Source organism: Methylothermus subterraneus (genome assembly GCF_054656915.1).
In genome coordinates this window covers 1-12,718 of the sequence record NZ_BAAHXK010000018.1, presented here as the reverse complement: position 1 = coordinate 12,718, position 12,718 = coordinate 1, and the positions used below count along the sequence as shown (strand labels likewise).

Sequence of the window (12,718 nt, the reverse complement as noted above, 5' to 3'; positions counted from 1 at the left end):
AGGGTAATGTTTGAGGAGCCATGGTCCTGGGGAGAGGCGGCCCAGGCGATGGTGGGGGATGAAGGTGTTGTAAGCGACGAGCCAGTTGGTAAGTTTGGTTGAAGAGGGCGATGTCGGTGAAAAGCCGATCGTCGTGCCCGTCGATGAATGGCTCCTGGAGGGTGCGCTTCAAGTTCGGCATAGGCGTTCATTTTGGAGTTTTTGGGGTAGGTTAAGTCACGGGTGAGGCCAAAGCGCGCGAGGGTTTGGTCGAAGGCGCCCTGGAACGCCGAGCCGTTGTCGGAGAGGACCAGGAGGTTGCGGGAGGTCTCCGCATGAAGCCCTTGCACGAGCCTCAAGGCCACGCGCGCGCTGTGGCGGGCCTGCTTGCTTGGCAGGGCCACGGCAAAGGCCGTGGCCGAGACGGGGTCGATGGTGGTAAGCCCATCGCGCCGGATTCAAACGCGCACGCGTTCGAGGGTGTCCACGGCCCACAGGGTTCGTGGCGGGGGCTTGAGGTCTTTGGGTTTCCTGGCCTTGCGTGCTGGGCGCACGGGTTTGATCCGGCCGCGCGCATCGAGTCGGTGGGGCGTGACGCGCCTCTTGTCCGGCGCGCGGGCTTTTGAGGCGGCCGATGGTGGAGACCGAGGGCAGAGGGATGGGCTGCGCGGCACCTCCGGGGGCAAGCAAAACGTGGAGCTTTTTCTTGCCCAGATTGGGGTAGAGCGTGCGCAGCCGCCGGATTTCGGCCACCCGCCGCGGGTCGGTTTGGGGCGTCCTGCGTCTCCTGGGTGCTTAACGCTGTCCTGACGGTCGCCAATCCTTATGAAAATGCCGCCTTAAAACCCGTCAAACCGCCTAAAACCCGGGACCTGACTCTTTTGGCCGCTCCCCTTTCAGCTGATCTTCCAAGCTTTTCTCTGATTCCTGCCAGCGGCCCGACCCCACCGATCAAAAAGGCTATCATCACCCATCACCTTGCGAGACCCAAAGACGAAAAAAATCCTCCGCAAATTCGCTGCCACCAATACTTTCTCGCTGCCCAAACGCAGGGATTATGTGATTGAAATCGAAGCGGCAGGGTTCCGCTTGACCGCCTTGGAGTTTCATCCGGAAACTCCCCCAAACCCTGTTATTCGCCTAGAGCCTTCTTCCATACCGGTGGAGATCCAGCGTCTGTATGGCCCTCAGAGAATCCGCTAGCCTGCACCTGGCCTCAGAGAAACAGAAAGAACGTCGGCCTGGGGCGCCTTGGGTCAAGTTTGACCCGACTTGGGTCGACGGAAGAGGATGCGACCGTTGGCAAGCCGGTATTTTTCCACCCGACCGCGGCGGATCAGACGTTCCAAAGCGCGTTGGATTTCCTCCGGCGATCCAGATCGGGAGGACAGCCACCAATCCCGAATGCCTTCCAGAGTGTCTGCAGCCTGGGGGTGGCGTTCGAGATAGGCTTCGATTTCTGCCGCGATGGCTTGAATACGTCTGGCTTGGCCCACGACCGATTATTGACAGCAATGCCCTAATCTCCAAGCAATCGCTGGGCCAAGGACAACCCCAACCGGTTCAGGAGGGCTTAAATTGTTTGGCGCAAAGGCCATGTTTTTTCAACAGTTTCCCTAGGCAGCGCCGCTCCTTGCCAGCGATCTTGGCTGCCTGGCTGACATTGCCGTGGGCAAGGTGCATCAGTTCGGTAAGATACTCCCGCTCAAACCGCGCAACCGCCTCGGATTTTTTGGCCTGAAAGCTCCTTCCCGTCGAAGACTGTGGCTCTTCTTCGCCAGGCAGCTGTACTTCGCCGAGCAGGACAGTTCTGTGGACCCAGTTTTCCAGCTCGCGGACATTGCCAGGCCAGGGATACCGCATCAGCCTCGTTAAGCTCCGGGCCGAAAACGGTCGGACCGGCCGGCGGTAGATTTGGCTAAACCTCTGCAGGAAATGCTCGGCGAGCAGCGGGATGTCTTCCCGGCGCTCGCGCAGCGGGGGCAAGGTCAAAGTCAAAACGTTCAGGCGATACCAGAGGTCCTCCCGAAACCTCCCCTCCGTGACCCGGGTAACCAAATCGGCGTTGCTCGCAGCCAAGATCCGGACATGGGCCTGATTGAGGTGCGAGCTCCCCAACGGCCGGTAGCGGTGATCCTGCAGAAACCGGAGCAAGGCGGCCTGGGCCTGAAGCGGAAGGGCATCGATTTCGTCCAGAAACAAGCATCCCCCTTCGGCCTGAGCCACCAAGCCCGCCTGCCGCTTCTGGGCGCTGGTGAAGGCGCCGGCTTCGTGCCCGAATAGTTCATTTTCCAACAACTCTGCCGGGACCCCGCCGCAATTGAACGGAACGAACGGATGAGTGCGGTTGGGACTGCGATAATGGATGGCCCGCGCGGCGACCTCCTTGCCGGTGCCGGTCTCGCCTAAGATCAGAACCGGAGCCTGGACTGAGGCAACCTTGTCGATAAAATCGAGGATTTGCGTGAATGCGTCCGAGCGACCGATCAAATGGGTGACCAGAGAGACTTCAACCGATCGTTCGGCTAGACCGGCTTTGGCTAAGCGAAAACTCAATTCGCCTCGCTCGCAAGGCCAGCCAATAACGTCGGTAAAAGCGGCCAGCCCCCGTGCTTCCCAGCCGACTGTGCTGTGTACCAAGATTGCAACGACCGGATGCGCCTGGGCTTGCGGGAGGCAGCTGAGCACTTCATCTAAAATCGGTTTCCCATCGATCCAGAACAAGGTTCCAAGTTTAGGCCGGTTGGCACAAGTTCGTTTCCAAGTCACTAGCGAGTAGGTATCAAGCGTAAATCCAAGCGTCTTGACAGCGTAGCAAAAGTTTAAAACCCCCGTGTTTTCTCCTTTCTCAGAAAGCACAAGCACCAAGGATTGGGATGGCTCCATGGTTTCCTCCCAGTGCCGAAAGTGTTAGCGATGATATGTGACAAGAATCTATGGGGCAAGAAGAAAAACCGCATCAGATTAAAAGAAATCGATTTTGTTCGTATTTTCTTTTCCAATGGGATTTTGGTTTTACGGGTTACTAGATACCCAGTTTTGGGTGAAATTTGACCCGAATCTGCCCGCATCAACTTCCGCGTAAACTTTTAACACTTTGTTTTCATTGAAGATTAAGTTTTTGGCGCGGAGATTGAAAGATACAAACAAGGATACTAGGAACTCTTAAGTTTTCCGAATCAGAGAAGAACAGGTGAAGAAGAACAGGTGAATCACCCGCATTTTGCAGATTTTATATAGCGGCGATCTAGTACAACCAGGCGCAGACCCTAAATCGGCAAATGGGCAGGAAATGCCCCAATCGAGGACCTTTCCGCCTTCGATTCGACTGCTCCGAATTCAGACTGTTTCGTACGTCCGTCATGACAAATCGCTTAGATCAATACCGTTTCGCAGGACTTTCATTTCATGAAACTGACCCCTGTAGTCACCTCAAGTTTTGTCATGGTGGAAACCTTGACCGCATCCACGGCCATGGCAGTTGCATCAAAGAAACAAGCGGTAAATTTGTGGAGAAAATCTATGAACACCTACAACTTCTCATTGGATGCTGTACAAACTGACTGCCAAACTCTCACTCCGCCGGACGGTGAAAGCACCTGGTTTTATAAAAAGATCGCCCTGGCAAACTCGTGGCGAAATTCCCTATTTTTTAGGATGTTAGCATGCCTTGGCATACTGCTGTTAACTGCCGCAGTTTCTTGGGCAGCATCTGATCTCGAATTTGGGCTTTCTGGGAAAAACGGGGATGATGGCACCTTCCCCAGCGGCAACGGCACCCGCGGTGATAATGGAAGTTCGGCAACGGCCATGGCGATCAGCGGCGATAACACCAACTTTGCCAGTGCCCAGGGCGGCAACGGCGGGGATGGCGGTACAGGGGCAAGCGGCGATCCGATATTTAGTCCCCGGGGAGGCGATGGTGGTCAAGGTGGGAATGGCGGCGACGCCCAAGCCACGGCAGAGACCACGGTAAGCAGTGGAATTGCCCGGTCCGAGGTGGAAGCCTATGGGGGTAACGGCGGGGCGGGAGGCGGCTTTGGTGCGGGCACCCCTGCAGGAACTCCCGGCAATGGCGGCGACGCCGGCGATGCCTCAGCCAGAGCCAGTGCCACCACCTCCGGCCTCGATAACACTATTATCACCCTCAAGGCGGTCGGGGGCATGGGTGGCACCACCGGGGGATTTACGGCGTCCATGGGAGGGGGCGGCAGTGCCACGGGCATTACCGAGGCCAATACCGTGGGTCCGGTGAGCGTGAATGTTCAAGTCACCGGCGGCGATGGGGGTAATCCATTCAGCATATTAGGATCATTGAATGGCGGCAGCGGCGGCGGCGCTCAGGCCACCGGGTCGCATACCAGTTCCTCTGGTCCGGTCACCGCCACCTATGCCGTAACGGGTGGGGCCGGGATAAGAGGCAATGCCAGTCGGGGGGGCAGCGGCGGTTCGGCCTCCCTGGATGAGGCGAGCCGGGCCGAGACCTCCCTTACCTTAAGAGGAACCGTGAGCGGGGGGTCGGGTGGTTTTGGCGGCGCAACCGGTGGCTCCGGAGGGAACGCCTCCATCAAAACCAACAGTTCCGGCCGGAACGCCGATATTGGCTTTGTTGCTACTGGCGGCTCCGGCGGTAGCTCTGGTGGCGCCCTCGCCACCGGGGGCGCCGGCGGCGGGGCCTCGTTGAGCGCCTCGAACTCCGCGCTCGGCCAACTTTTGGGCTATTATGGGGCAATAGGTGGCCGAGGGGGCAACGGCGCAACCGGCGGCGGCGGGGGAAATGCCTCGGTTTTCCTGAACTTAAGCGGCAATCCTGTCTTTACCAACTCTTCGGCCAAAGGTGGCAGAGGCGGTGACGCCTTCAATGATGGCGGCGCGGGCGGCAACGCCAGTTTTGCCCTGAATGCTTCCTCCACCGGCAATGTGGCCATCGACGGGGGCGCTCAGGGCGGCGAAGGCGGGGCCGGCGCCAGCGGCGGTCCGGGCGGAGCCGCCTCGCTCTCGGTGAGAGGAACCTCCAGCGGCGGTGGCATTGTCACAGTGGGTGGCTCCGCCTCTGGGGGGAAAGGCGGCGACACCGCCGCTGGAGTGGGCGGTACGGGCGGTAGCGTTTCCTTGAGCGATGCCGTGCAGGGTGACACCACTGGATTTGGATTCTTGGCGTTGGGCCAGGGTGCCTGGGGGGGCAATGGCGGCAATGTCTTGGTCACCTCTTCAGTAGGTTTTGGCGGCAATGGTGGCAACGCCTACAGTGCCCTCACCAAGGCAGTGAATATACTCAACCCCTTCGACCTCTCCTCTGCAGCCGTCGGGGGCAGAGGTGGGGATGGCCCTACCCCCGGTGATGGGGGGGCAGCCGAGGCCCATGCCGAAGGGGTAAACAATGGCGGTATAGCCCGAATCTACGCCCTCGCCACCGGAGGTAATGGCGGTGACAACCAACGCTTCACCCCAACCTTCGGCCGAGGCGGCGACGCCCGGAGTTTCGCCACCAGCACCACCGCCAGTAATTTTACCACCGCCAGAGCGGAAGCCCACGCTTATGGAGGAGCTGGGGACGTGGGCGGCAGCGCTTTTACTCAAGCCATCGGCAGGGCCGAAGGCAACAGTATTGTCAGCGTCACTGCCGACAGCTGGGGCGGCCTCAGCGCCAAGAGCGGCGGCAGCGCCACCGCTTATGCCCAAGGCACCAGCTTGGCCACTGAAAACGTCATAGTGACCGCCCTAGCCACTGGCGGCGGCCCCGGCGCCGGCGCCTCGGCCAACGCCTTGGGTTCCGGGCTGGGAAACGTTGAATCCACCGCCCAAGCCTTTGCGGGGAGCGGCGGCGGGGCCACGGCCCATGCCAAGGCCACCGGCGCCTTTGGTAATGCCACCGCCATTTCTTCCGGCGTCAATGCCTATGCGGTGGCCCGTTCCCCCGTGGCCAGCACTGTGGAAGTGGAGACCCGGACTGCGGTGGGCGCCGCACCCAGTTCCAGCCTGGGAGCGGGGCTCCAGGCCTTCTCGTTTGTCACTATCCAGCCTGATAATGCCAGTATGCTCCGAGCCTTGGCAAGAAATCCCGAGGTGCATTCAAATTTCGATGTCGGCGGCACCAGCACCTTGCTGGGATTAGCGGCTCTTGGAGCGGCTTATCCCACTGACGGCGCCGGATCGAAAACGTTTGTCAGCGAGTTTATTCAGAGCATTGATCTTTCGTCCTTGTCCGATCTTCAGTACTTGAAGATCGGCTTCGTGAATCCCACGTTCACCGGAACCTTCGACAACCTGCGCTTGCTTATCACCGAAAATGGGACCCAGATGGTCAACGTGAATTTTACCGACGCCTTGGCCGCCAGTGCATTTTTAAACGACCAGATCCTCAACTTGGGTAGCCTGATGGGGATGTCCGGAATCCTGACCTTGGATTTTGAATTCGATTTTACTACAACCAGCAATGGCTCCAGCTTTGCGACCGAACTGCTCTTCGGCAACACCGCTCCGGGGTCTGGGCCATCACCGGTACCCTTGCCGGGAAGTTTTTTCTTGTTTCTTGCCGGCCTGGGGGGCTTGATATTGCGGTACTGCTTGACCGAGATAAAAAGATCGCGACTCAATTAATTAGCTAATTCCTAACGACTCTGGACCAATTTGGGGCTGATATTCTGGATGCTGGTGGTTTTGAGAAGCTTGACCAGCAAGGGTTTCAGGTCTTCAGTCCGGTGGTTGAAACGGTAACAAACTTCCCCGAGGTAAAGATGGAAGTATTTGCGAGGCACTCCCCGGTAAGAATACAACCCGTTCTTGGCATAGCTCCAGAAGCCCTCGATGCCGTTGATAGGGTCCCGCCCCACGGGCTTGCCTTTCTCCTTGCGGATCACCACGTGCTCACCCCGCAGCTTCAGTGTCGCGTAAGCGTGCCACTCGTCGGTGGAGTACAACGCGCCCTCCCGGGTATGGGCCTGGATGGGGCGCATCCCCTCTGCCCGGCGGTGAGCCGCGATGGGCATCGCCTTGACTTGGCCGTTGCGCTTGACGATGCTAAACACGATCACTTTGCCGGCCGCACCCCAGCCCCGTTTGCCGTGCCGAGTTCCGCCAAACGTGGTTTCGTCCCATTCGACCGCCCCGGCAAAGGGCTCTCGAAACTCCTCCGCCCACGCCATGCAAGCACGCACCCGCCGGTAAAAGCATTCGATCGCCGGCGCACTGACCAAGGCGCCGAAGCGCTGCCGGTAAACCGGCACGCCCCAAACGAAACGACGCAGCAGTTCGTGCGTGGTGGCGTCGCTCATCCGGCTGGCCGACCATACGCTGCGCCAGCGAAAGCGATGGCCGCAGCGTTTGCAAAAGCGCCTCTCCCGCCAGCTTTGCCCGCCCAATGAAGCGCGTCTTGCGCCAGCCCCCACCGTCTTTAGCCAGAAGGCTCCCTCGATCCGTTTGCGTACCTTCAGCAAGGTCTGGTCGCCCTCCCTGCCGCGGCGTCCGCCCATCCATCGCCGAGCCCGTCTTCTTCCGCGGCACGTGCGGTCTTCCAGGCTTACGTAGGAAAACATCGCGCCCCGGTTGCTTAGACGGCCTCGCATCAGAACCCTCCCCTCGGATCCGGACGATCTCGGCATTCTACCGCCCCAAAGACGCAGGGGAGTTTTTCCACGGCCCGTTAGGCCGGTTCAAGTCCAGGACCGAAAGGCCGTCTTTTCCGCTTTTAGGTTAAATTAGCCCGCCGAAGGCCTGGGCTTGAATTTTGAAAAAGGCGATTGCGAAGTTGTTCAAGATAATATCACTTATCTTTAATAGATAGCGGAAAAAACAATAAATATTGCTGTTTATACAAATATCTTTGTTGCATCCCAGGGGCAAAACGGGTATTCTGTCCCCTGAGTGCCGGGCAGGGGCATTGGGAATGCCTTCCATCCTCGGAGAAGGCGAAGAAAACCTGTTCTCACGCACGACTTTGGATTTGGATGAATTCGCGGCCCCTAAGATCGAGCCTTACCCGTCCTCGAAATCCTGAATCCCCATGACGCCTAACCGCGAAACCTCCAGAGCGCTGGCCTACCGGGCCTGCACCGAGATCTTCCTGACCCAGGGCCGCTTTCCCACCGTGGACCTTGTGGTCGAGGCCACCGGCGTCAACAACCGCCGCCTGGCCAGCGAGGTCATCAAACAGTGGCGTCAAGACCTGGCCGAGCGTTTCCGAGAGCAGCAGATCGAAGTGCCCGAAGCGATCCGCCAGTTGTGGCAACAGGCCCTGGCCGAGGCCAACCAGGCCCTGGCCGGGGAACGCAAGCAACTGGAACAGGCACAACAGGCCCTGGCCCAGGAGAAAGCCGCCTGGGACAAGGCCGTTGCCGAACGGGACAGAGAAATCGACCGGCTGCGCCAGGCCCTGGAGGAAAAAGCCAGGGATCTGGAGCGGTTTTCCGCCGAGCTGGACCGGCTGAAGGCTGCCCTCGACGACCGACAAAGTCGGCTGGCCGCCGCCCTGGAGGAAAACGGGCATCTTAAGGGGCGGCTCCAGGAGGCCCATGCCCACCTGGAGGCGGCCCGGGAGCGCTTTGAAAAAGTGTCCGACTGGGCCAACCTGCGCATCCTGGAAGAACGCGAGCGGGCCGGCCAAGAATGGTCGCAGAAGGTGTCCCGCCTGGAACGGGAGTTGTCCTTCGAGCGCCTGGAACGGCAAAAGGCCGAGGCTCGCCTGCGGCAGGCCGAGGAACGGCTGGATGCGCTTCTTGGCCAGATCGAGGCCCGGCTCGCGGACAAGGACCAGGAGCTCGCCTTGCTCAGGAAGGAAAGGGATCAGCTGACCGAGACCGTCTCCCGTCTGAAACAGGAGCTGCCAACGAAGCGCCGGAAGGCGCCGCTTCGATCCCGCAGGCAAAGAAAGCCGATCCGCGCAGAAGATCGATCCGAATCCCCAGAGTGAACGATGCCCAGCCGTTGAGTCGCCGCCTTCCCGTCCTCGCCTCACGTCCCGGGGAGGCGGCGGACGGGATGAGACTCAACCATCAGCTTTTCCATTTCCTTGAAACGCTCGTCCGCGTCCTTATGAAGATACAGGGACGTGGTCTGAATGCTGGCATGGCCCAGATTGTCCCGGACCACGGTGAGAGGCACCCCCCGGTCCAGGGCATGGGTGCCGTGGGTGTGGCGCAGCCAGTGGCAGGTCGCCGCACGCAACCGCCGGCCGGCTTCTGGATCCTGTTTGGCCAGCTCGGTTCCGGCTTCCCTGAAGAATTGCCTGATCTGATGGTGCAGGCCCAAAGGGGTGAGGGCGCTTTCCTGGCGTGCGAACGTTCCGTTTTTGACCTGGAGCGGCCTACGAATACTCGCGACCAGAGGGACATCCGGCGGCGCTTGTTCCGGCTGATCCACCCTCCAGCCCCGATCCCGCAGGTAATCGATCAACCGTTCGACCAGTCGGGGCGGCAATGGCACCCGACGCGGGCGGCCCCCTTTTCCGATCACCGTCAGCCAGTATTGGGTCGAATCCCGGCGCACCACCGGTTTGATGTCTCCCATTCGGGCCGCCGCCAATTCTGAAAGACGCAGCCCGGTCAGATAGGCAAACTCCAACACGAAGCGCAGCCGTTTGGCGCATCGGCGCTTTTCCTCGGTTTGCGCCAGGTCGATGCGGCGGCCCGAATAGGCGATGACAAACCGCCACTGGGCTTCGGTCAGGGCATGATCGGTGCGCATGCGGGCATTCCGCCGCTGTCTGGGCAGGGCGGCGAAGGGATTGCTGTCCAGCCAGCGCTGGCCCACCAGCCACTGGCAAAGGGCGCCGAGGATGATCTCGGCCTGGTGGACGGAACGGTCCGACAGGGGGCCCCGGAACGGTTTCCATTCCTTCGAGGTTCTGGGGCGGGGCGGCCCAATCCAGCGGTCCGCAGGGCGGGGATCTTTGAGAAACGTCCGGTAGGCAACGCCATCCTCGGCGGTGACCGAGGAGAACGCCTTGCCGCGTTCGACCAGGCACCACAGCAGAAAGCGCTCGCTCTCGCGGCGGTAAGCCTTCCAGGTGTGGGAGCCTTCCGGCCACAGGGACAGCCAGCTCTTAATCGCTTCGTAATCGTTGGCGGCGTCGATTTTGGGCGGCCCGGGCGCCCGATTGGTGCCATTGCGCCCATCCAGCGCTTCCGGCGGCATAAGTCGCTCGATGGGCGCCGGCGCCAGGGATCCCGAAGCGATCACCCCTACCGGGTCGGTTGAAGACACCAGTCCATTGGCAACCAGCCATTCACGCACCCATGCCTGGCTGCGGCCGGAAAGCCGTCGCCACCCCTCGGGAACCAGATCGCCCAGGGTTTTGAATCCAAGCTCCCAACAGGCCTTGGCCAAGGAGGGGGGCAACCACAAGTCGAGAGGATGATCCGGTCCCGGGCGGGGATCTTCCAATCTCGCCAGTTTCTCGATGATGGCGACGGCTTCGCGCTGTTTCTCCTCACTGGCCGGACGCTGGGACAACAGCCGGGCCCAGTCGGGCCGGCCCGCCAAGCGGGCCTTGAGCGCCAGCCTCTCCATCCAGCCCTTGAGCAGGCTCTCGGCGTTGCCCTCGAAATCCTTCAGGAAAGTGGCCACCGCCGCCTTGGCAGGCAGCCCGACGATCCATCCGCGTAGGGCGGCCAACTCCGAAACCCCGAGATGAAAAGCGTGCTTATCCACAGGCGCTATCCCCAATCTGCTGTAATTTAGCAACGCGTGCGGCGGCGGATCTCTTCCGGCGTCGGCCGCTCATGGACGAAGCGGACGCTGCCGTTGGACCGCCATGGATCCCCAAGGCACATCCCATCCGATTCCTCCAGGGCTTGCGGCTGACAATATATGGCCTTTCTTTTTGCATGGCGCTAAGATGTAAAAATGTAAAACAGACAATTACAGTATACCGCCCATGGCCTCCGGGATAAAGCGGGAACAGGTCTGGCAGGCCGCCCAGGCGCTGCTGGACGAGGGCCACAAGCCCACCATCCAGGCCATCCGCCAGCGGCTAGGCGGCGGCAGCTACACCACTCTTTGCCGCCATTTGGCCGAGTGGCGGGAGACGCAGCGGCCGCAACCGGAACACCCGCCGGTTCCTGAGTCGGTCCGGGAAATCGCCCAACGCCTCTGGGCCGAGGCCTGGCGTCTGGCGGAGGAGAGACGGACTCGGGAGCAGGCCCAGTGGATGGAGGAGCGGAAACGGCTCGAGCAGGAAATCCGCGATCTGGCCTTGGAGCTGGAGCGGAAGGACAAGGCGTTTCAGGAGGCTTTGGCCAAGCTGGAGGACAGCCTCCGCCGGCGGATGGAGAAGGAAATCGCTTTGGAATACCAGAAGGCGGAAACCGAACGCCTGCAACGGGAAAAGAACGAAGCTACAGAACGGCAGCGTGTGTTGGAACGGGAGAACGCCGCCCTGGCGCAAAAGCTGGACGATGCGGCCGGTGAGATTGCCCGGCTGCAAACCGAGCTGGCGGCCGCCAGACAGCGGGAGACCCGGGCGCTGGAGCAGGCCGCCCGCTTGCAGGCCGCGTTGGAGAGTAAAACCAAGCGGGGAGGTAAGTGAGGATGATCGCCGTGCAACCGGATCCGGCCGAAGAGGCCATGCTTCAGAGCATCATTTGTGACCTGCTGGCGGACGCGGAGCGGCAGGGCCAAGCCGGATGCCGCTTCCGCCGCTTTCGGATCCATGTCCGCAATTTGTCCAGGTCGAGGCGGCGCGTGACGGTGGTCGCCGGGAATGAGCCTGTGATCGATGGCGACGTCGAGACGTGAGTTTTGGGTCCTGCGCTGGATCCACCCGGAAAAGCGGCGTTGGTATCTGGTTTGGGTTGGCCTGGACCTGTTTGGGGATCGGGTGCTGATCCGCGCCTGGGGGAGCCTGGACAGCCGGCGGGGTGGGGAGAAGCGGGAAATTCCCGCGTCCGAGGCGGAAATCGACAAGCGCCTGCACGCCATCGCCCGACAGCGCCGGCGGCGGGGTTATGTCGTTTGCGCTTGTGAAGACCCAGCTTGAGCTCGATCCAGACGGCCAAGGGATGCGCACGCAGGGACTCGAACTCGACACTGGCGGGAATTTCCCCGGTTAGGACGGATTTTAGGGTATCGGAATCGGGCAATGCGTCGCCGAGAGTGACCCGCTGCAGGGTCTCGGTAATGACGTTGCCAGGATCGACCGTTGCCCCCAAAAGTTTGCTGGCCACGCCGGCAATTACGGCGTTGCGTTCTTCCGGCGTGCCATCGGTGGCCATCGTTGCCGAGGCGCTAACACAGAGCAGGTCGGGATTCAATGCGGCACCAGCAGCGCGACATCGGCCCCCTGACGGCCTTGATAGGTATGGAGTTCATCGAGTACAAGGTCACGGGGCCATTGCCATTGGGATAGCCGAGTTTGAGGAAGCGGGCCAGCTCCTCGCACGGGCTGTTAGCCAGAGCGTTCATCGGGTAGATCACGATCGCGCTGACGTGGGGCTTGTGATTGCGCAGGACATGATCGACGATGGGAATGAAGTAGCTGAGGGACTTGCCGGAGCCCGTGCCGGTGGTCAGGACATAGCTTTGATTGCGCTGTGCAATGCGGATGGCTTCTTCCTGATGTTTGTGCAATCGGAGGGTCACGCCAAGGTCATCGGCAGCCTTACCAGCTCGGAAGATGCGGGCGCATTCTTTGTGGAGAATCTGCGCTTCGACGAGTTCTTCGACTTGGCTCCTCTTCTACAACGCCCAGCGCCTCCCCATCGACTCGGCCAACCCCCGGCCATTCCTCCTCCACCACCCACCC

13 protein-coding genes are annotated in these 12,718 nt (G+C 60.8%); 8 read left to right on the top strand and 5 right to left on the bottom strand.

The window, feature by feature from the left end:
- Positions 1–314 precede the first annotated feature (314 nt).
- Together ACYQ3M_RS11275 and ACYQ3M_RS11270 are read left to right on the top strand one after the other, a co-directional pair.
- A complete protein-coding gene (locus ACYQ3M_RS11275) occupies positions 315–605 on the top strand; it encodes a hypothetical protein (RefSeq protein ID WP_460036184.1) in 291 nt (96 codons plus the stop codon).
- A 433-nt stretch (positions 606–1,038) separates the two neighbouring features.
- Positions 1,039–1,182, top strand: a complete 144-nt coding sequence (locus ACYQ3M_RS11270; protein ID WP_460036183.1) for a hypothetical protein — start codon at positions 1,039–1,041, stop codon at positions 1,180–1,182.
- 53 nt (positions 1,183–1,235) lie between these two features.
- Here ACYQ3M_RS11270 and ACYQ3M_RS11265 read toward each other — a convergent pair whose 3' ends face one another.
- Both ACYQ3M_RS11265 and ACYQ3M_RS11260 read right to left on the bottom strand, forming a co-directional pair.
- Positions 1,236–1,475, bottom strand: coding sequence for a hypothetical protein (locus tag ACYQ3M_RS11265; RefSeq protein ID WP_460036182.1), 240 nt, complete (start codon positions 1,473–1,475; stop codon positions 1,236–1,238).
- 67 nt (positions 1,476–1,542) lie between these two features.
- On the bottom strand, positions 1,543–2,535 hold the full coding sequence (locus ACYQ3M_RS11260) for a sigma-54 interaction domain-containing protein (RefSeq protein ID WP_460036181.1): 993 nt from the start codon (positions 2,533–2,535) through the stop codon (positions 1,543–1,545).
- Positions 2,536–3,387: 852 nt separating this feature from the next.
- Here ACYQ3M_RS11260 and ACYQ3M_RS11255 point away from each other — a divergent pair.
- Entirely contained in the window at positions 3,388–6,579 is a 3,192-nt protein-coding gene (locus tag ACYQ3M_RS11255) for a beta strand repeat-containing protein (protein ID WP_460036180.1), read from the top strand.
- Between the two features lie 11 nt (positions 6,580–6,590).
- Here ACYQ3M_RS11255 and ACYQ3M_RS11250 read toward each other — a convergent pair whose 3' ends face one another.
- Positions 6,591–7,544 (bottom strand): IS1595 family transposase, encoded by a 954-nt coding sequence (locus ACYQ3M_RS11250; protein ID WP_460036179.1) that lies wholly within the window; start codon positions 7,542–7,544, stop codon positions 6,591–6,593.
- Between the two features lie 437 nt (positions 7,545–7,981).
- On the opposite strand from ACYQ3M_RS11250, the gene ACYQ3M_RS11245 reads away from it, so the two are divergent.
- On the top strand, positions 7,982–8,887 hold the full coding sequence (locus ACYQ3M_RS11245) for a DNA-binding protein (RefSeq protein WP_460036178.1): 906 nt from the start codon (positions 7,982–7,984) through the stop codon (positions 8,885–8,887).
- 41 nt (positions 8,888–8,928) lie between these two features.
- Here the strand turns inward: ACYQ3M_RS11245 and ACYQ3M_RS11240 are convergent, their stop codons facing one another.
- Positions 8,929–10,626 (bottom strand): site-specific integrase, encoded by a 1,698-nt coding sequence (locus tag ACYQ3M_RS11240; protein WP_460036177.1) that lies wholly within the window; start codon positions 10,624–10,626, stop codon positions 8,929–8,931.
- A gap of 226 nt (positions 10,627–10,852) precedes the next feature.
- Between ACYQ3M_RS11240 and ACYQ3M_RS11235 the strand changes: the two genes are divergently transcribed.
- From ACYQ3M_RS11235 to ACYQ3M_RS11225, 3 genes are read left to right on the top strand one after another with little or no spacing between them, the layout of a single operon-like run.
- A complete protein-coding gene (locus tag ACYQ3M_RS11235) occupies positions 10,853–11,503 on the top strand; it encodes a DNA-binding protein (protein WP_460036176.1) in 651 nt (216 codons plus the stop codon).
- Positions 11,504–11,505: 2 nt separating this feature from the next.
- Positions 11,506–11,712, top strand: a complete 207-nt coding sequence (locus ACYQ3M_RS11230; RefSeq protein WP_460036175.1) for a hypothetical protein — start codon at positions 11,506–11,508, stop codon at positions 11,710–11,712.
- Entirely contained in the window at positions 11,693–11,953 is a 261-nt protein-coding gene (locus ACYQ3M_RS11225) for a hypothetical protein (protein WP_460036174.1), read from the top strand. The genes ACYQ3M_RS11230 and ACYQ3M_RS11225 overlap by 20 nt, the downstream gene beginning before the upstream one ends.
- Positions 11,954–12,201: 248 nt before the next feature.
- On the opposite strand, the gene ACYQ3M_RS11220 is transcribed toward ACYQ3M_RS11225, so the two are convergent.
- On the bottom strand, positions 12,202–12,543 hold the full coding sequence (locus tag ACYQ3M_RS11220; RefSeq protein WP_460036173.1) for a DEAD/DEAH box helicase: 342 nt from the start codon (positions 12,541–12,543) through the stop codon (positions 12,202–12,204).
- On the opposite strand from ACYQ3M_RS11220, the gene ACYQ3M_RS11215 reads away from it, so the two are divergent.
- The coding region (locus tag ACYQ3M_RS11215; RefSeq protein ID WP_460036172.1) for a hypothetical protein at positions 12,532–12,718 on the top strand (187 nt) is incomplete at its 3' end. The genes ACYQ3M_RS11220 and ACYQ3M_RS11215 overlap by 12 nt on opposite strands.

Excerpts from the sequence above, each read along its gene's own strand:
- ACYQ3M_RS11275 (WP_460036184.1), top strand. The coding sequence starts at position 315 with ATGAAGCCCTTGCACGAGCCTCAAGGCCACGCGCGCGCTGTGGCGGGC.
- ACYQ3M_RS11255 (WP_460036180.1), top strand. The coding sequence starts at position 3,388 with ATGAAACTGACCCCTGTAGTCACCTCAAGTTTTGTCATGGTGGAAACC.
- ACYQ3M_RS11250 (WP_460036179.1), bottom strand. The coding sequence starts at position 7,544 with ATGCGAGGCCGTCTAAGCAACCGGGGCGCGATGTTTTCCTACGTAAGC.
- ACYQ3M_RS11245 (WP_460036178.1), top strand. The coding sequence starts at position 7,982 with ATGACGCCTAACCGCGAAACCTCCAGAGCGCTGGCCTACCGGGCCTGC.
- ACYQ3M_RS11235 (WP_460036176.1), top strand. The coding sequence starts at position 10,853 with ATGGCCTCCGGGATAAAGCGGGAACAGGTCTGGCAGGCCGCCCAGGCG.
- ACYQ3M_RS11230 (WP_460036175.1), top strand. The coding sequence starts at position 11,506 with ATGATCGCCGTGCAACCGGATCCGGCCGAAGAGGCCATGCTTCAGAGC.
- ACYQ3M_RS11225 (WP_460036174.1), top strand. The coding sequence starts at position 11,693 with ATGGCGACGTCGAGACGTGAGTTTTGGGTCCTGCGCTGGATCCACCCG.